The sequence below is a fragment of the Peptacetobacter sp. AB845 genome (genome assembly GCF_047528295.1).
In the GTDB taxonomy this organism is placed as follows: Bacteria; Bacillota; Clostridia; order Peptostreptococcales; family Peptostreptococcaceae; genus Peptacetobacter.
This window is the reverse complement of sequence record NZ_CP180001.1, coordinates 1873072-1891282: the sequence shown is the minus strand read 5'-3', so window position 1 is coordinate 1891282 and position 18211 is coordinate 1873072. Positions and strand designations below refer to the sequence as shown.

Here is an 18211-nt window from a genome sequence, read left to right as displayed (position 1 = left end):
GATGGATGTTTTAGAATTTCTTAAAGATAATCTTAGAATAGATGGAGAATCTGAGGAACAATATCTAAAAACTCTTATTAATGCAGCCAAAGAGCTACTGATAGAAGCAGGTGTAACTGAATCAGAATCAGAACTATACAAGCTTACAGTAGCAAAAATATCTACAGAATGGTACTTGAATAGAGAAACAAATGAAAAGTTATCATTAGGAATTGTAGGGATGATAAATCAGTTGCGATATAAAGAAGGTGCTAACTAATGGCTGAGAAACTTGAAAAAATGCGACATCGAATTGAAATACAAAAATTTACAGAAGTAGAAAATGAATTATCAAGCTCACTCGATAAAGAGTGGGCTTTTTATGATAAGTGTTGGGCAAGCAAAGTACAATTAAAAGCATCTAATACTAATCTTCCAGCAGAGAAGATAGGAACAGAGTATGTCTATAGATTTAAAATAAGATATCGTACAGATATAAATGAAGGTATGAGAATTTTTTATAATAACGAATACTATTCAATAAAGCATATCAACAATATAAAAGAGACTTCTCTTTATGAAACTCACTTAGATTGCATAAAAGTAAAAGAGGGTGTTTGGAATGAGTAGAAATGATGGACTTGAAGTCAAAGAATTGGATGATTACATCAAAAAAATGGTAAATCAATATACTATTGAATACCCAAAGGAAAGTAAAAAGTTTGTAAGAGAGCAGGCTAAAAAGGTAAAAGCAAATGTTAAAGCTGATACTCCTAAAGTTACTGGTAATTTAAGGAAAGCTTGGAAGCATTCAGTATCATCTAGAAAAGGTAAGGTAAATGGGAATGTTTATAATAATGCTCCACATGCTCACCTTGTAGAAGATGGTCACTTCAATGTCGATGGAACATGGAATGAAGGAAAGCATATGCTATATAATACTATGCTAAAAAGTCGGCCAGAAATAGATAGTGAGTTTGATAAGTTTGTTGAAGATATATTGGAGATTAAATGATAAGTGTATTAAGTATTAATAAAGCGGTAAATGAAATATTAAAAGAGATAGAGAATGTGAAGGTCTATTCAACTGCAGTAAGAGATCAGTATGATAGGCCTGCTTTTTTTGTCCAAATAACACCAGTAAAAGTTGAGGATATAAAAAGAATATCTTCAACAACGATAAGTGTTATTATACATTACTTCTCAAAAGAAAAAACTCATACTGAAAATTTGAGAATGTTTGACATACTAAGAAAGAAATTTAATACAACTCTGAAAGTTGGAGATAGAAATCTAACTATATATGATGTTGATTTTATAGAGCAGCAGAATGTGTTGCAATATAGATTCGTTTTGAATGTTTGTGATGAAGAAATAATCATAGACAACAGAGAAAAAATGCAAAACTTAGAAATGAGATATGAGTAGAGGTGATAATATGGGTTTACCAGTTATGGAAGCTGAGTTTTTAAAATTAGCAGAGACAGCAATCTTCAGAAGTGGAAATGGTATAGTCTTACTTATATTAGATGATGATACAGCGAAAAATACTTCTTATTCATTCAATGATATAGGCGAGGTAAAATCAGGAACATTTACTGAAAAGAACTTAGACCTCTTAGCAAAAACTTTTAAAGGTCAGCCTTTAAAGGTGTTAGTTGAGGTTATAAGTTCTACAAATGATAGAACATTAGACTCTGTTCTTGCTGATGTTAAATTTAAAAAGTTTAACTATTTAGCATATCCTACAGATAAAGGTAGTTCAAATCAGAAAATAATAGATTATGTAAAAGCTCAGAGAAAGGAAAACATAGATATAAAAGCAGTCCTAGCAAATGCAGATAGCGCTGACTGTGAAGCTATAATAAACTTTACAACCGAAGAAATAAAAAAAAATAACTGATAAGGTGTATACAGCTCTTGAATATACAAGTAGAATAGCTGGAATAGTTGCAGGGATACCTTTAAATAAATCAGTTACTTATTATGTTTTAGATGAAGTCAAATCTATAAAAGAAAGCTCAACTCCAGATGATGATATAGATGCTGGTAAGTTAATACTAGTCAATGATGGAGAAAAAATTAAGATTGGTAGAGGAGTTAATTCCTTACAGACAATAGAGCTAGAAGTAACTGAAGATATGAAGAAAATAAAAATAATAGAAGGTATGGACTTAGTTCATAGTGATATATTAAAAACATTTAGTGATTATTATGTTGGTAATTATCCAAATGGCTATGATGATAAGGTGTTATTCTTTTCAGCTTGTGAAGAATACTATAAATCGCTAAAAGCAAAAGGAGTATTAAATCCAGCAGCAGATGCGACAATGAGACTAGATATGGAAAAACAGAAACGATATATCACTCAGCATGGTGGAGATGTAACTACTATGTCTGATCAGCAGATAAAAGATTATGATACTGGAAGTGATGTATTTTCAATATCATATGTAAAATTCATAGATGCAATGGAAGATATCCATATAAGAATATTCAAATAGGTGGTGATTAGATGGCAGCTAGAACAGAAAGAGGTAATAATCAGGTATCTGGAACTTACTTTGATGTATGGTGGGATGAAGAGCTACTATTTGAAACAAGTAAGTTAGAAGCAAAGGTAATACTTGAAAGAGAAGAAGTACAGTTAGATATAGACGTAGATACAAAGTATACAAAAGCTAAGGGTGAAGGAACATTAGTCATAAAAATGTTCTATACAAGAGGTATGGATAAATACCTTGAAGCATATAAAGCAGGGAAAGACCCAAGAGGAACTATAATAAGTAAAGTAAAAGACCCAGATACTCCAGGAGGACAGGAAGAAAGGGTTAAGATAGGTAATGTATGGCTAAATGAGTTAATATTAGCAATGTATGAAAGAGGAACACCTGCTGAAAGAGAGATACCATTTGGATTTACTCCAAAGGACGCATCATTCTTCAGTACTATAGAAAAATTATCATAAGAGAGAAGGCTTGACCTTCTCTTTTTTATTGGAAGGAGAAATAAAAAATGAGTAAAAAAAAGAATAAAGTTCTTACATTAGATGACATATTAAAGAGAAAAGAGTTCTTTGAGAACAGAAAAAATGAAGTAATAACACTAGATATAGAAACATTAAATTGTTTAGTTAAGGTTAAAAAACCAGATATAACTCTTTACAACGAATGTATGAGTATGGATTCTCCAGAAGGTGATAAGAGATTAATATACGAATGCATGGTAGAACCTAATCTAAAAAATACGGAATTAATAGAGGCTTTTGATTGCTTTACTCCTTTAGATATAGTAGAGAAAATATTTGACCCACTAGAAATATACTCTCTAACATCAGCAATAATTGAGGTTGCTGGATACAATTCAGTATCTAAAGTTATAGAAGAAACAAAAAACTAATCGACAGCGATATAGATGCGAGGATGTTTAGTTATTATCTTTCAAAAGGTCATTCTATAGATGAATTGAGTAGTTTGAGTTTGACTGAACGATATTTTTATATCGCTGCGATGCAATATGAAGAAAATAAACAATTAGATCTCCAAGATAGATTACTTTCAGCATTTAGTTTTGGAGGTGATGAATAAATGGGAAGAAAAAATATAAGTGCAGTTATATCTCTTAAAGACAATATGTCGGCAACTCTTAGAGGTATAAGAAATGAGCAGAAAGCATTTGGTAGAGAAGTAGATGCTCAAACTCAAAAAATAAGAGATAACAGAGCTGAAGCATTAAAGCAAAGAAATGAGCTTAAAAAAGCTAGAACTTTGAGATTAAATGCTACAAAGGCTCATGCCGAGATTACTAAGCTGAGAAATAAGTTAGAGCCTTTGAGAAAGAAAACTGCAAAACTTGTTGCGATAAAGACAACTGGTATTGAAAAAGTAGATAATGCTAAAAAGAAACTGGATACATTAGGTAGAAAGGTAGCAAAACCAGTAGTACAGGTTAAGGATAAAGCTACAGGTATCATTAAAAAGATAGCATCTGGTTTAACTAGCTTAAAAGGTATAGCAGCAACAGTTGGCATAGGAAAAGCAGTTGCAGGTGCATTGGGCGAAGGAGCCACCTTAGAAAAGCAACAGATATCAATGAACCATTTTATGGGAATTGGTAATAAAGGAAAAAGCCAAGCTCAGATAAGCAAGATGAGTAACAGATATCTGAAATCACTTAGAAATAATGCCAACAATACTCCCTTTGAAACTGGAGAAGTAATAGCAGCAGGAACAAGAGCATTACAGGTTGAAAAAGGAAACACTAAAAATGCTATGAGTATGGTAAGACTTGCTGAAGATATGGCAGCAATGAATCCAGGAAAGTCTGTTGGCGATGCAATGGAAGCTTTGGCAGATATGAAAATAGGTGAAATGTCTCGTCTGGCAGAGTTTGGTATTAAAGCTAGTTCAACTGATAATCCTGCAAATGTACAAAAGCAACTAGAGGCAATGTATTCTGGTGGAGCTGGGAAACTAGCACAAAGTGGTGGTGGTTTAGGCTCTACTATAATAGGTAAAGCTAAGTCTATGGTAGCAGATACAGGTTTAGCAGCACTACAAGCTATGGTTCCTGCATTAAAAGGAGTTATAAGTTTATTAGATAGTGCAGCTCCTGGAGTACAAGCTTTTGGTACAGCTATAGGACAAGGAATTGGTGGAGCTATTAGTTTCCTTCAGAGTAGGTCGGCAACACTAGCACCAATATTCCAAAATGCTTTTATGGGTATGCAGAGTATTATTACATCTGCAGGTCCAATTATATCTGAAGGTATTAAAGCTCTATGGCCAGTATTTGAAGGATTGCTTTCAATAGGTGGAGTAGCATTTAGAGGTATAGGAGCTATAGTTCAAGCAGTTGCTCCATTAGTTGTTACATTATTAAAAGGAATATCTCCTGTACTTAAAGATATAGGAAGTGTTCTAAAAAATGTAGGTAGTATATTCAATAAGGTATTTAATGGAATAAGGACAGTAGTTAAAAAAGCAGTTAATGCTATAAGTCCTCTATTAAATACTTTGGCAAATGGTCTATCTAGAATTACAAATGCAGTAAGTTCTGGATTTAGTTGGGTTACTAATAAAATAGGTCGTAATGCTACAGGAACTAAGTATTGGACTGGTGGATTGAGTATCGTTGGAGAACATGGGCCAGAACTTGTTGATATGCCAAACGGAAGTAAGGTTTATACAAATAGCGAAACAAATGCTATGCTACATAATTCTAGAATGGCATCAGCTCCTCCTGTAAGAGGTGGTAGTGGAAAATCAGTTGTAGAAGTAGTTATTAAGAAAATAGCAGATACAGTAATTATAAATGATGATATGGATATAAATGATTTCGTTGAAAAATTTGTAGCAATGTTAAAAATAGCATTATTAAATTTTGCAGGATAGGAGTGGTTATATGGAATTTTATATAGGAGATATAAGGCTTCCAGTTCCTATTTCTGAAGTGAATGTAAAAAGTGGAAGTGAGATAAATACTGTCGGTTTAGCAAAAGGTGGAGAGATAGCTTTTTTTAAAGGTAGAAAACTTGAGAATATTTCATTCTCAGGTTTTTATCCATCTGAATATATGCCATATTGCCAGTACCCAGATTTTCCTAGTCCAGAAAGTTTTTGTAATCAGATGAAAAGTATAATGGAACAGGGAGATCCTATTCGATTCATAATTACAGATACAGATATAAACAATCAATTTTTGATAGAGAGTTTTGAAAAAGTATATAAGGTAAATGGACGAGGAGATATTGATTTCTCTATATCATTGATAGAATACAAGGAGCTTGTAATTCCTCAGATAGCTCCACCTAAAAAAGATTCTTCAAAGGTGACAGAGAAAACTCCTCAGAAACGTCCAAATGATAAAAAGAAGAATAACAATAAAAATAGAACTCACACAGTTGTTAGAGGGGATACTCTTTGGGGACTTGCAAAACGATATTATGGTGATGGAAGTCAGTATATGAAGATAGCAAACGCAAATAAGGATAAGGTAAAAAATCCAAATCTAATTATCGATGGCTGGAAGTTGGTGATCCCTTAGATGCTTAAAAATGTTGAAATGGTAATTCAGAAAAAAGATGAGAGTAAGTACAACATAAGTAGTATTTTGGAAAGTGCAACGACATCTGGAGATATTAAAGCAGCAGGCAGAAAGTGTGAGTTTAGTGTTGCAAGGAGTAAGTTTAGTATAGAAGCTGGAAACTTGGCAAAACTCTATGATGCAAATGAGGAAGTATTTAGAGGAAAGGTGCTAAGTGTTCAGAATACTAGCGAAAATACTGTAAAATATACAGCACTCGATGAAGGATGGAGATTGACTAAGAGTAAATGCTCTTACAATTTTAAAGACAAAACAGCAGCGGAAATAGCTCAGATTGTTTTGAAGGATAATAAGTTTGCATACGGCGAATTTGCAAAATCTAAGGTAAAAATGAGCAAGGTGTTCGTTAATAAGTCTGTTTATGACATTATAATGACTGCATACACAGAAGAGGCAAAGAGCAGTGGAAAGAAGTATATGATAGTTGTTACAAGACAAAAGGTTTCAGTTATCGAAAAAGGTGTAACTGTTTTGAAGATAGGTTTTGAGGAAGATAAAAACCTTACAAATGCAGAGTATAGTATGAGTGCTGAGAATATAGTAAATAGAGTTGTAATAACAGATGCGAACGGAAATAAACTTGATGTAAAGGATAAGAAGGAACTCCAGGAAGTGTATGGAGTGATACAAGAGATAGCTGAGCAGAAAGATAAAGGTCTATCTACAGAGGAAATAAATGATAAATTTAAAGACGTTGAAAAGAAGTGTAGTGTAGGTGGTCTTGTGACAGATGGTACTTGTGTAGCTGGCAATGCAGTTATGGTTAAAGATACTAACTCAGGATTGATAGGTAAGTTTTATATTGATTCGGATTCACAAGAGTATTCTGATGGCATACACAAGACTAATTTGACTCTGAATTTTGAGAACATTATGGATGAAAAAGCCGAAGACGGCAAAGAAGAGAATGCCGATGGAGCATCTGAAAGTGGTGGAGTGCTAAATGGAAAAAGAGTTAAGGCTCTATTTACCGCTTATTATCCATCAAATGATAAACTTCAGGGTGGATTTGTAGCAGCTAATGGAGAAAGGCTTAATCCAAGCTCTAATACATGTGCAGCTCCTCCATCAATACCTTTTAATACACAGATACAAGTTTGTGGTACTGGTACAAGCAACGATGGAAAAGTATATCGTGTAAATGATCGTGGTGGAAAGATACAAGTTGTAAATGGAGTGTACCATATAGATTTACTTTACCCAGACAAAAAGAGTGCTTATGGATGGGGTAAAAAATATGGAGAAATTATCATTGGAAATGGAACAGGATTTTCAAATGGTGGAGGAAATAGTAGAGCTGTAACACTAGCTAAAAGTCAATTAGGTAAGCCATACAAATGGGGAGCAACTGGCCCTAATTCATTTGATTGCAGTGGCTTGATTTACTGGGTAGCTAAACAGATGAGAAAATCAATTCCACGTACATCCTCAGAACAGAGTAGGTATGGTCAATCTGTAAGTAAAGGTAACTTACAACCGGGTGATTTGGTATTCTTCGGAAGTCCTGTACATCACGTTGGAATGTATGTAGGGAATGGAGAATATATACATGCACCAAAGAGTAACGATGTAGTAAGGATAAGTAAGTTGAGTAGTCGTGGTGACTATCATAACGCAAGACGATTTTTATAGGAGGGGCATATGAAGAATAATACAGATCCTATGATAGAGTTAGCAGGAATGCTAAATGAATTAATAAGTAATGCTAAAGAGGAGAAGTTATTTTTAGCAAGTGTTAAGTCTGTTAGTCCGTTTAGTGTTAAGCTAAAAAATATGATATTAGATTCAGATGATTTATTGATATGTGGTTATCTGAAAGATTTATTAAATACGAAAATGACATTTAAAAATGATTATAAGTATAGAATTAGTCCTGGAGATAATGTGTTATTGTTACACGTTGGAGGGAAATTTGTAGTTATAGATAAGGTGGTGAGGATATAAATGAGTGATTTATATCCTTTTATAATTGAGGATAAAGATAATGCAGCGGATAATAATCTTGAGTTATTTAAAGAGATTGGTTGGGATTATCTTAATGATAAACCTTTGATAAATGAGAAAACAAAGGAGTATATAGTTGTCGAAGGTGATGAGGCAATAAAGGTTTGGATTTATAAGACGATAAAAATTGCTAGGTATAGATATCAAATTTTTACTACTGATTATGGTACAGAACTTGAAGAGTTAATCGGAAATAAGTACACAAAAGGATACACCGAAAGTGAGGCTATAAGGTTTATAAGAGAGGCTCTGATGGTGAATGAGTATATTAAAAATGTAAATATTATAGATGCAAGTTTTGAAAATGATAAGCTTACTGTGAATATTAATGTAGATACAGTATATAGCGAGGGGGTGGAGCTAAGTGTCTAGATATGCAACAGAAACAGTTGATGTTATTAGAGATAGGATTTTAGCGAATACAAAGACTGATTTGGCGAAAATTGAAGGCTCTACTACTTACAATAATGCATCTGCTATGGCTATAGATTTGGCACAAGCATATTCAGCATTGGATATGGTGGAAGATCTAGTATTTATTAAAAATACCTTTGGCGAATTTCTTGATGAAAGAATAAATGAATTTGGCCCTAAGAGAAAGCTTGGAGAGAATGCTACAGGAGAGGTTTATTTTGAGGGAACTACAGGAGCAACTATAGAAAATGGTACGAAAATAGAATATGCTGGTCTGGTTTATACAGTTATAAAAGATGTTACTCTAGTAGCTGACAATGAGCAAAATACTAGTCCTGTACAAGCTACAGAGATAGGTTTGAAGTATAACTTAAATGCGAACACAGAGTTCAATTTGGTTGAGGCTAATAGCAATATTACTAAGATTTATAATAGAGTTCCATTTAAGGGTGGTACTGAGAGAGAGTCGGATGAGGACTTTAGAGAGAGGTTTGATATCTATATGACCGATAAAGCAACATCTGGTAATGAGGCCGACTATGAGCAATGGGCAAGGAGCATTGATGGAGTGAAAGATGCAAAAGCTACTGGTCTTTGGAATGGCCCTAGTACTGTTAAGGTTGTAATATTTGGAGAAGGTAATACGGCGGTCGATGAGGAAGTTCTGAAAAACTGTAGGGAATATATAATGAGCAAGAAACCAGTTGGAGCTAATCCTACAGTTATAACTCCGACTGCTATGAATATAAACATAACAGCTACTCTTACATTAGCAGCTAATTCTATTTTAGAGAATGTTAAGTCAGACTTCTTAATTGCTTTGAATGAATATTTCAAGGAAGCAGGCACAAAGATAGCTTATATTAAGGTGCTTGGGTTACTGGCAAATATAGGTGAGGTAGTTAATATAGAAGGCTTGAAGTTAAATGGAGCTACTAATGATGTTGTAGTAGGAGATGAGCAGATAGCAGTTGCGAACTTGGATGGAGTGGTGAGTGATGCTTAAGAAATATAATTGGTTTTATGACAAGTCAGATATTTATTCTAAGTTTCCAAAGTTACTTCAGAATGATATAGATAAGCCTTTTATGGATGCTTTGGATATAGAAATTGATAAGTTGAAGGGAGCATTTACAGATCTTTTTAATCAGTTTTTCGTGAGTACTGCAACATGGGGACTTGAGTTCTGGGAAGATTTGGTGAAGATAGAGACCAATGAGAAACTTAGCTATGAAACTAGAAGAAGTAATGTGATGGCTGAGATGCGTAGGAGAGATATTACTACAGTTGAGGTTATTAAGAAGGTAGCTGAGGCATATAGTAATGGTGAGTGTGATGTGATAGAGGATTTTGAGCATTATATTTTTACCATTAAGTTTATAGGAGTTCGTGGTATTCCAGAAGCTTTACCAGAGTTAGACAAGGTGATTAGGAGAATTAAGCCAGCACACTTGGCACACAAGTATGAGTATTCGTACTTAATTTGGGATGAGTTCGATTCGTACAATAAGACTTGGGACGAGTGGGAGGCTCTTGGAATTACTTGGGATGAATTAGAGGTTTATATGGAGAAAAATAAAGGGGGTGTAGATATTGCCTAGTGCGAATAAGACACCAAATATTAATCTTAGTCAGTGGGCTGGGAATGAATATGTTAAAAGACAAGATTTTTGTGATGATAATTTAATAATAGATAGGGAAGTTGGAGAGCTTAAGACTAATTTAGGGAATAAGGAAGCTCTGACTACTAGTAATAAGGATAGCTTAGTTGATGCGGTAAATGAGTTGGATAAAGATGTAGGAGATATTACAACTCTAACAACAACTAAAAAGGATAATCTAGTAAACGCAATGAATGAAATTAAGGCTCTAGCAGATAAGAATAAGACAGATTTAGGAGATACAAATACAGAAGTTGGGAAATTAAAAGCAACATACGCAGAAGTTACTTTAATATCAAGTAATTGGAGTGAACAGACTTATTCTTTGGAAAGTACTTATCCTTCAAATACATATGATATTGAAATAGAATTAAGTGGCAATGCTACAAAGGATATTGCTAAAGTTTGGGGTAAAACTATTCCTGTTCCTAGTCCAGACAGAAAGAATATTATAAAAGCTTTGGGAACTGTTCCGACAGTTAACATTCCGATTCGTGTAAAGGTGGTGAAGAAGTAATGGCTATAAGTATAAAAAGTATTGGTGGAAGCTTTAATGAGGTTCCAAATGTTACTAATTTAAAAGTTACTGCCTTTGGACAAAATACAATAGATATTGAATATAAAATAGAAGATGTTGAATTAACAATATGTAGACATTATCTCTATGTAAATGGAGGTAAAAAAGAAATAACTAAAGAAGTTGGATACGAATCTGATACAAATGTTTTTAAACACAAAATTACAGGACTTAAAATGAACACTCCTTATACAATTCAAATTGGGGCAAGTGATGGATTAGACGAAGGGCTATCTAAAGCAATTCAACAAACTACTAAAAACTATCAATTATTTGGAGTAAGAGTTATGGAAAATAATAGTAATCCTTCTACTTGTTGTACTTACATTGAAGATGCAGTTGGAATATCTGTAGCTACACCAACTAGTTTAGGCGGTTGGGCAGATAAATTTCCATTTAACAAAATAAGAATAGTAGGTTTTAAAAATGGAACAGTTACAAAAGAAATTAAACCAAGCAATAAAACACAATATACAGATGGAAGTACAGTTCCAACAGATGTAGATGTTATGGTTGAAATTCCAAAAGTTTATTGGAAATTTACTAATATAACTAATGGATATGAAATGAGAATATCTAATTATAAAATAGATAGTTCTTATGATTGTTACGCACATAAAGTAGGAGGAGTAGAGAAAGATTTCATATATGTTGGTGCTTATCTTGGTTACAATGAAGGTGGAAAACTTAGAAGTAAAAGTGGTGTTTCACCTACTACAAGTGCTACTTTAACTCATTTTAGAACTTATGCAAATAATGTTGGAAGTGGTTATCAACAATGGAATTGGTTTACTTTATTATTATTACAAAATTTATATCTTCTTGCATATAAAAATCTTAATTCACAAAACGCTTTAGGTTATGGATACGTAAATAGAAATAGTAATAAAACTAATACTGGTGGCACTAATACAAAAGGTATGGTATTCGGTGAAACTGGTGGTAAACAACAAATGTGTTTCTTAGGTATAGAAGATTTTTGGGGAAATTTATATCAATTTGTGGATGGTATGAAATTAAATGGTTATAACATTATGGTTGCAACAAATAATAAATCATTTAATAATAGTGCAAGTGGATATGAAAATGTAGGTACAACTAGTTCTTTAGGTGTAAGAATAGATAAAGTTGCTCATACAAATAAAGGAGGATTCTTCCCAATGTCAACAAATGGTAGTGATACTACTTATTATTGCGATTATGGTTCGGCAAATTCGGACTGTTTCGGTATCACTGGTGGTAGTAAGGCTGATGGGCTTGGTGCTGGTGCTTTCTGTTTGAGTGTGGGTTATTCTGCTTCTGGTCAGGATTCTTTTGTCGGTTCTCGCCTTGTCTTTTTAGGCTAAAAAAGGGGTGATATAATGCAAGAATTTAAAAATGTACATGGAACACAAACAAAAGTTGATGGAATAGAATTTAACGTAGACACAATTTATATTCGCACAAATATAAGACGTGAAAAAGAAATTGATGGAATAACACAGAAAGAATATGAATTTTGGGTATATGACGAAAAACAGTACAGTTATAATGAGTATTTAGAAGTATTAAATACAAAAGTAGAAAAATCTGAAACAGAACAAAATACAAAGATAACAGATTTAGAAGCAATGAATGCTACACAAGATGACATGATATTTGAGCAATCATACGAGATTGCAATGTTAAAGCTAAACTCTGCTAATGCAGTTTAGAATAAATATTTTAAAGGAGGGATAGCATATGCTATACGATTTAACAGTAAGACAGATTAACAAAGCTAAAACAGGAGAAAAATTAGCAGACCTTAAAAACAAGGTAAATGTATTCTTTTTAGTTGGAGAATTTAACGACGAAGAATACAAAGGCTTAATAGCTATGATAGAAGAAAAAGAAAAAACTCTAGCATAGTAAACTAACAGACAGGGCATAGATTAAGATATGTTCTTTTTTTTATGCCCACAAACTAAAAATATGTGGTATAATAAATATAGAAAAGAACCACGTCAAGTGGCTTATAGAAATAAATGCAGTAATAAAAACTATTCTTCCTTATCGGAAGGAGTATTATGACCACTCTTCCAGTCGCCAAACTTAAGAGTGGTTTTTATTTTATCATAAATTAGATTAATTAATAACCCGTTTAAAATAGGTATTATTGTAATCTCTAATAATATACAAATAAACTCTTTCATAGTTATCACCTCCTTTCATTAGAAAGTAGGTTTAACTATAAGCCACTCTTTTTAAGACGTGATTCCAAAAATGATTATAACATATATTTAACACAAAAAGGGCTGATATTTTATATCGGTCCTTTTTTAATACAATTTTTTAGGAGGTGACTATGTGCATCTTACAGATATAAATGTATTAATAGCTATACTCAGTGGAGTTATAGGTATTTATGCAGGATACAAAAAGGCTCTATCAGAGGCAAAAGGTGATGGAGAAAATGAAGCAAAAATTATAATAATGCTTGAAAATTTAACCGAATCTTATAAGAAAATGGATGTGAAACTTGATGCTTCTATAGATGATAGGCATCAAATCAGAGAGGCAATAGGTGTTCACGAAACACAGATAAAGGCATTGCTTGGAGAAGTTAAGGACATAAAAGAGAATTGCAAGGAATGTAGGAAAAAATGTGATTAAGGAGAAAATGAAATGTATTTCAACAAAAATGATATATCAGAAATAACTGATGTAACTGCTGAAGAATTAGAAAATGCAGTTAATACATTAAAAGAAGATAATGGACTTGAAGGTCTAGGAGCTTACTTTATAGAGGCACAGAATAAATATAATATCAATGCAATAATGCTTGTAGCTATAGCTTGTTTAGAGAGTGCTTATGGGACTTCTAAGCTGGCAATAGAAAAAAACAACTTGTTCGGACTTAGAGCAAATGACGAATATCGAGATGATCCTTCAAAGTATGGAGATTATTTCTCTACAAAAGAGGACTGTATAGATTATGCTGGTCACAAGTTAAGATACCAGTATTTAGAGGAAGATGAAAAAGCTCCATGGTGCTACTGTAATGGAGAGACAGATATATATTCTATCGGCTCTATATGGTGCAGTAATCCAGAATGGGGCGACTATGTAGTTGACTTATCAACTAGATTATCAAAGGTAATTGAATCTGAAAGAGATAGTCAGATAGACTATAAGTCTAAGTATCTAAAAGAAAAAGATAAGCTAGACAGAATAAGAGCTATATTAAATGAAGATGAAATAGACACTTATAATTTAGAAGATGAAGAGGAGGATGAGCCCAGTTATGAATACTAATAGATTTAAAAATGTAGGTTTCTGGATAGGTATAGTAGGTATAGTTTTAACTGCTGCAGGAATAGATCCTGCAAGTATAACTAGTTGGGATATACTTTTTAACAATATAGTAGAGGTTATAAAAAATCCATACATGCTAGTAACTATAATAATGGCGGTAGTTGGAGTATTCACTGACCCAACAACTCCAGGAATAAAAGACAAGAAGGTGAGTAAATAATGGGTGTAAGCTCAGGAAAAATAACTGATAAAAAGTTAGGTAGTGCTAAGGTAACAGTTGATATTCTTCCATCAGGAAGATGCATACCAGGAGGCTCTATGTCTCCAAGCTACATTACAATACATGATACTGGTAATGATGCACCAGCTAAAAATCAGCACAACTATCTAAAAAATAATAATAGAAATGGTAGCAATGCAAAAGCATCATGGCATTTTTCAATTGATGATACTGAGATAATACAAGCAGTTGCTACTAATAAAAAGGCATGGCATGCAGGAAATGCTACTGGTAATGGTAAGAGCATAGGGATAGAAATATCTCAGAGAGGTAATGGAGCCAAACAGAAACAAGCATATCTAAATGCAATAGAGCTTGTAAGAGTTTTGATGAAAGCTTATAACATTCCTATAAGTAGGGTTGTAAGACATAAAGATTGGACTGGTAAAGACTGTCCATACAATATGAATCACAAAAAATTTGGGTATGATTGGAACTGGTTTAAAAAAGAATTATCAGCTCCAAGTAAAAAGGAGGTGTTTGATATGGATAAGGTAGTACTTTATCATGGTGATGCTGATGTGTTTGCTGCAGTTATAGTTGCTCAGAAATATAAGTGTCCTGTGATGAAAGAAACAGATTTCAAAGTGTCTGGATTAAAAGCAAAAGAAGTTGTTCAGATAGGCGGTAAATCAGAAGATGCTAATAGATTCCAGACATTTAAAAACGCAGCTAAATTATTATAGTTGTAAAAGGTACAAAATATAAAAAATAAAATAATCTAAAAGAAAGAAAATATAATAGTCCAAAATAATATATTATAACAGTAAACAACTATGGGAGAGGTCCTATAGTGTTTAAAAATCTAAAAAAATCTCAATATTTATAAAAATGGGCGAGGGAAATTAAATTCCTTCGCCCTATTTTTTTATTCTTCAGAGTGGTCTTTTTCGATTATAAGTTTTCCATCTTCCATATAAAGAAGAACAGCCCTGTCTTCAGGTGTAACACCTAAATCACGAACCATCTGAGCTGGTAAAGATATTCTATATCCTACTGAATTTTTACCAGCATTTCCACCAGCTTTTTGCATCATTATATTTCTTTTAGTTTTTTCCATTTTAAATCCTCCTAATGATTAAATATAATATAAATGTTTATTATAGTTATAATTAAATTTAATACGCTTATTGCAGCTGTTGCAAACAATATTTTTGATAATTTACTCATTAAAAACACCTCCTATTAAGATATATATGTTATAATGATGTAAAGAAAACAAATAAGATTTTATTAATGGTAGAGGGAGGGTCAGTCCCTCTACCGATTGAGTTAGTCTGTTAGGAGTTTTATTAATCCAATTAGACTAGTTATTAATGAGATTATAGATGTCCAAAAGCTAAATCTCGCTGTTTTGTATTCGAAATCTTCTTGTTTTCTTTTTTTTCTGCTCATTTTTATCACCCCCTTTCTTTAATTATATTATACTGTATTGGGGTTCAATAGTCAAGTGTTTTTGTTAAATTTATTCAAAAATAATATATTCATTTTAGCAAATAGAAAAAGACTGTCTAATTAAAGGCAGTCTTTTTTCCGACATTTTTCCGACGGAATTATAAATATGATATAATACAATATAATATTATATTTATATAAATTATAAAAAAATAACTTAATTTAGCAATATTTAATATAAAAAAATATTATATTAACACTTTCAGTTAAGATAGAGTTAAGAATTGTATGCTATGATAAAATAAAGATATAATCTTTTATAAAAATAGTAAAAACAGGTATAAAACTTATCAATTCTTAATAAATAATAAAAATAACGAATTTTTATAATTTAGATTGATAAAATAATACCAAAAAATAAAGGTAAATAGATTATCCTAAAAATTTTAGGGTATTTATTAACTTAGGAATAAAAAAATGGAGGTATGGATAAATGGAACCAAAGAAACCGAAGAGATCGATTTTCTATTATTATGCTATGATGATGCTTTTCGTAATGCTTCTTAATGTACTTGTATTTCCAAGTATGATGGAAAGACAGACTGTTGAGATAACTTACAGCAAATTTGAGCAGATGTTAGAAAAAAACGAGATAAAAACAGTTGATTTAGACGACGACAAAATATCTATAGAGCCTAAGAAAAAAGACGATAGAAATATATACGTGACAGGTAATATGGATGATCCAGATTTAATCAAAAAATTAAATGAAAAGAATGTATCATTCAGTAAGGAAATTCCTAGAGAAAACTCTCCACTTATGAATTTCTTACTTACTTGGATATTACCATTTGCAATTTTAGGTATGCTAGGTAATTTAATGATGAGAAACCTTTCTAAAAAAATGGGCGGAAATTCTATGCAGTTTGGTAAATCAAACGCAAAAGTTTATGTTCCTGCACAGAGTGGAAAGAGATTTTCAGATGTAGCTGGTCAGGATGAAGCAAAAGAAGCTTTAACTGAGATAGTAGATTATCTTCACAACCCAGCTAAGTATAGAGAAATCGGTGCTCAGATGCCTAAAGGTGCACTTTTAGTTGGACCTCCAGGTACAGGTAAAACACTTCTTGCAAAAGCTGTTGCAGGTGAAGCAGGAGTTCCATTCTTCTCAATTTCAGGATCTGAATTTATCGAAATGTTCGTAGGTATGGGTGCTGCTAGAGTAAGAGATTTATTCAAACAGGCTAAGGAAAAAGCACCTTGTATAGTATTTATAGACGAAATAGATGCGATAGGTAAGAAAAGAGATGGAGCTAATGGTATGGGAGGAAATGACGAAAGAGAACAGACTCTTAACCAGTTACTTAGCGAAATGGACGGATTTGATGGTGGAGTAGGAGTTGTAATACTTGCAGCTACAAATAGACCAGAAAGTCTTGATAAAGCACTTTTAAGACCAGGTAGATTTGATAGAAGAGTTCCAGTTGAATTACCAGACTTAAATGGTAGAGAAGCGATACTTAAAGTACATGCAAAAGCAGTTAAATACGATGAAAATATAGATTTCAACGAAATTGCAAGAGCTACATCAGGAGCATCTGGTGCAGAACTTGCAAATATAGTAAACGAAGCTGCACTTAGAGCAGTTAGAGATGGTAGAAAGAAAGTCGAACAGATGGACTTAGAAGAAGCTGTCGAAACAATAATCGCTGGTTACCAGAGAAAAGGCGCAGTTATAAGTCCAAAAGAAAAGAAAATTATCGCATACCACGAAATTGGTCATGCACTTGTTGCAGCTATCAATAAACATTCAGCACCAGTTCACAAGATAACAATAATTCCGAGAACTTCAGGAGCACTTGGATATACAATGCAGGTTGAAGAAGGCGAAAAAGTGCTAATGTCTAAAGAAGAAGCAATAGATAAGATAACAACATTCACTGGTGGACGTGCAGCAGAAGAAATAATCTTCAATATGTGCACATCAGGAGCATCAAACGATATAGAACAGGCTACTAGAATAGCTAGAGCAATGATAACAAGATTCGGTATGAGTGAAGAGTTTGGAATGGTTGCACTTGAAACTCTAAACAACCGGTACTTAGGTGGAGATACTTCACTAGCTTGCTCAGCAGAAACAGCAGCAAAAATAGACAAAGAGGTAATAGCTTTAGTTGGAGCTTGCCACAAAAAAGCAACTCAGATACTTAATGACAATATAGATAAACTTCACGAATTAGCAGATTACCTACTAGAAAAAGAAACAATAACTGGAGACGAATTCATGCGGATATTAAACAATGAAGATCCAGAAAAAGCAAAAGCTCCAGCAGAAGTACAAGAGTCTAAAAATGAAGAATCTACAAATAAAGAAGAAAACTAAAATCCAAAACTAAAATATATAAAAAAGACTGTTACAAAATTTTGTAGCAGTCTTTTTGAATTTAATAAATAATAATATACGATTTAAAATAATTATTGAATAAATATTGACATCAAGTATATACAAAGTATATACTT

27 protein-coding genes are annotated in these 18211 nt (G+C 32.7%); 24 read left to right on the top strand and 3 right to left on the bottom strand.

The window, feature by feature from the left end; translation table 11 throughout:
• Position 1 precedes the first annotated feature (1 nt).
• From ACK2WO_RS08850 to ACK2WO_RS08760, 19 genes are all read left to right on the top strand, one after another.
• Positions 2 to 259 (top strand): head-tail connector protein, encoded by a 258-nt coding sequence (locus ACK2WO_RS08850; protein WP_414697521.1) that lies wholly within the window; start codon positions 2 to 4, stop codon positions 257 to 259.
• Positions 259 to 609, top strand: coding sequence for a phage head closure protein (locus ACK2WO_RS08845; protein ID WP_414697520.1), 351 nt, complete (start codon positions 259 to 261; stop codon positions 607 to 609). The genes ACK2WO_RS08850 and ACK2WO_RS08845 overlap by 1 nt, the downstream gene beginning before the upstream one ends.
• The gene (locus ACK2WO_RS08840; RefSeq protein ID WP_414697519.1) at positions 602 to 994 is read left to right on the top strand and encodes an HK97 gp10 family phage protein; all 393 of its coding nucleotides are present in this window, start codon (positions 602 to 604) and stop codon (positions 992 to 994) included. The genes ACK2WO_RS08845 and ACK2WO_RS08840 overlap by 8 nt, the downstream gene beginning before the upstream one ends.
• Positions 991 to 1407, top strand: a complete 417-nt coding sequence (locus tag ACK2WO_RS08835; protein WP_414697518.1) for a DUF6838 family protein — start codon at positions 991 to 993, stop codon at positions 1405 to 1407. The genes ACK2WO_RS08840 and ACK2WO_RS08835 overlap by 4 nt, the downstream gene beginning before the upstream one ends.
• A 10-nt stretch (positions 1408 to 1417) precedes the next feature.
• The gene (locus tag ACK2WO_RS08830; RefSeq protein ID WP_414697517.1) at positions 1418 to 1882 is read left to right on the top strand and encodes a hypothetical protein; all 465 of its coding nucleotides are present in this window, start codon (positions 1418 to 1420) and stop codon (positions 1880 to 1882) included.
• A 4-nt stretch (positions 1883 to 1886) separates the two neighbouring features.
• Entirely contained in the window at positions 1887 to 2483 is a 597-nt protein-coding gene (locus ACK2WO_RS08825) for a phage tail sheath C-terminal domain-containing protein (RefSeq protein ID WP_414697516.1), read from the top strand.
• Positions 2484 to 2494: 11 nt separating this feature from the next.
• On the top strand, positions 2495 to 2947 hold the full coding sequence (locus ACK2WO_RS08820) for a phage tail tube protein (RefSeq protein ID WP_414697515.1): 453 nt from the start codon (positions 2495 to 2497) through the stop codon (positions 2945 to 2947).
• Positions 2948 to 2994: 47 nt separating this feature from the next.
• Entirely contained in the window at positions 2995 to 3378 is a 384-nt protein-coding gene (locus tag ACK2WO_RS08815; RefSeq protein ID WP_414697514.1) for a phage tail assembly chaperone, read from the top strand.
• Positions 3379 to 3566: 188 nt separating this feature from the next.
• Entirely contained in the window at positions 3567 to 5372 is a 1806-nt protein-coding gene (locus ACK2WO_RS08810; protein ID WP_414697513.1) for a hypothetical protein, read from the top strand.
• Between the two features lie 10 nt (positions 5373 to 5382).
• Positions 5383 to 6024, top strand: a complete 642-nt coding sequence (locus ACK2WO_RS08805; RefSeq protein ID WP_414697512.1) for a LysM peptidoglycan-binding domain-containing protein — start codon at positions 5383 to 5385, stop codon at positions 6022 to 6024.
• Entirely contained in the window at positions 6025 to 7716 is a 1692-nt protein-coding gene (locus ACK2WO_RS08800; protein WP_414697511.1) for an NlpC/P60 family protein, read from the top strand.
• Positions 7717 to 7725: 9 nt separating this feature from the next.
• Positions 7726 to 8028, top strand: a complete 303-nt coding sequence (locus ACK2WO_RS08795) for a DUF2577 family protein (RefSeq protein ID WP_414697510.1) — start codon at positions 7726 to 7728, stop codon at positions 8026 to 8028.
• Complete coding sequence (locus ACK2WO_RS08790; protein ID WP_414697509.1) at positions 8029 to 8460, top strand: DUF2634 domain-containing protein; 432 nt, start codon at positions 8029 to 8031, stop codon at positions 8458 to 8460.
• The gene (locus tag ACK2WO_RS08785; RefSeq protein WP_414697508.1) at positions 8453 to 9508 is read left to right on the top strand and encodes a baseplate J/gp47 family protein; all 1056 of its coding nucleotides are present in this window, start codon (positions 8453 to 8455) and stop codon (positions 9506 to 9508) included. Before ACK2WO_RS08790 ends, ACK2WO_RS08785 begins: the two co-directional genes overlap by 8 nt.
• Positions 9501 to 10103, top strand: coding sequence for a putative phage tail protein (locus tag ACK2WO_RS08780; RefSeq protein ID WP_414697507.1), 603 nt, complete (start codon positions 9501 to 9503; stop codon positions 10101 to 10103). The genes ACK2WO_RS08785 and ACK2WO_RS08780 overlap by 8 nt, the downstream gene beginning before the upstream one ends.
• Positions 10096 to 10680, top strand: a complete 585-nt coding sequence (locus ACK2WO_RS08775) for a hypothetical protein (RefSeq protein WP_414697506.1) — start codon at positions 10096 to 10098, stop codon at positions 10678 to 10680. The genes ACK2WO_RS08780 and ACK2WO_RS08775 overlap by 8 nt, the downstream gene beginning before the upstream one ends.
• Entirely contained in the window at positions 10680 to 12086 is a 1407-nt protein-coding gene (locus ACK2WO_RS08770; RefSeq protein ID WP_414697505.1) for a hypothetical protein, read from the top strand. The genes ACK2WO_RS08775 and ACK2WO_RS08770 overlap by 1 nt, the downstream gene beginning before the upstream one ends.
• A gap of 15 nt (positions 12087 to 12101) precedes the next feature.
• Complete coding sequence (locus ACK2WO_RS08765) at positions 12102 to 12434, top strand: hypothetical protein (RefSeq protein ID WP_414697504.1); 333 nt, start codon at positions 12102 to 12104, stop codon at positions 12432 to 12434.
• A 28-nt stretch (positions 12435 to 12462) separates the two neighbouring features.
• Positions 12463 to 12630 (top strand): hypothetical protein, encoded by a 168-nt coding sequence (locus ACK2WO_RS08760; RefSeq protein WP_414697503.1) that lies wholly within the window; start codon positions 12463 to 12465, stop codon positions 12628 to 12630.
• 131 nt (positions 12631 to 12761) lie between these two features.
• Here ACK2WO_RS08760 and ACK2WO_RS08755 read toward each other — a convergent pair whose 3' ends face one another.
• Entirely contained in the window at positions 12762 to 12914 is a 153-nt protein-coding gene (locus ACK2WO_RS08755) for a hypothetical protein (RefSeq protein WP_178412759.1), read from the bottom strand.
• Between the two features lie 154 nt (positions 12915 to 13068).
• On the opposite strand from ACK2WO_RS08755, the gene ACK2WO_RS08750 reads away from it, so the two are divergent.
• From ACK2WO_RS08750 to ACK2WO_RS08735, 4 genes are read left to right on the top strand one after another with little or no spacing between them, the layout of a single operon-like run.
• Entirely contained in the window at positions 13069 to 13374 is a 306-nt protein-coding gene (locus tag ACK2WO_RS08750; RefSeq protein ID WP_414697502.1) for a hypothetical protein, read from the top strand.
• A gap of 12 nt (positions 13375 to 13386) precedes the next feature.
• A complete protein-coding gene (locus tag ACK2WO_RS08745) occupies positions 13387 to 14016 on the top strand; it encodes a glucosaminidase domain-containing protein (protein ID WP_414697501.1) in 630 nt (209 codons plus the stop codon).
• Positions 14006 to 14236: a phage holin gene (locus ACK2WO_RS08740; RefSeq protein ID WP_414697500.1), complete on the top strand. Its 231-nt coding sequence runs from the start codon at positions 14006 to 14008 to the stop codon at positions 14234 to 14236. Before ACK2WO_RS08745 ends, ACK2WO_RS08740 begins: the two co-directional genes overlap by 11 nt.
• On the top strand, positions 14236 to 14982 hold the full coding sequence (locus ACK2WO_RS08735; RefSeq protein ID WP_414697499.1) for an N-acetylmuramoyl-L-alanine amidase family protein: 747 nt from the start codon (positions 14236 to 14238) through the stop codon (positions 14980 to 14982). The genes ACK2WO_RS08740 and ACK2WO_RS08735 overlap by 1 nt, the downstream gene beginning before the upstream one ends.
• A gap of 182 nt (positions 14983 to 15164) precedes the next feature.
• Here ACK2WO_RS08735 and ACK2WO_RS08730 read toward each other — a convergent pair whose 3' ends face one another.
• Both ACK2WO_RS08730 and ACK2WO_RS08725 read right to left on the bottom strand, forming a co-directional pair.
• Positions 15165 to 15356, bottom strand: a complete 192-nt coding sequence (locus ACK2WO_RS08730) for an AbrB/MazE/SpoVT family DNA-binding domain-containing protein (RefSeq protein ID WP_414697498.1) — start codon at positions 15354 to 15356, stop codon at positions 15165 to 15167.
• 212 nt (positions 15357 to 15568) lie between these two features.
• Positions 15569 to 15691 carry a hypothetical protein gene (locus tag ACK2WO_RS08725; protein ID WP_414697497.1) on the bottom strand — a complete coding sequence of 41 codons (123 nt, stop codon included), beginning with the start codon at positions 15689 to 15691 and terminating at the stop codon, positions 15569 to 15571.
• 493 nt (positions 15692 to 16184) lie between these two features.
• On the opposite strand from ACK2WO_RS08725, the gene ftsH reads away from it, so the two are divergent.
• Entirely contained in the window at positions 16185 to 18074 is a 1890-nt protein-coding gene (ftsH, locus tag ACK2WO_RS08720; RefSeq protein ID WP_414697496.1) for an ATP-dependent zinc metalloprotease FtsH, read from the top strand.
• Positions 18075 to 18211: the final 137 nt, after the last annotated feature.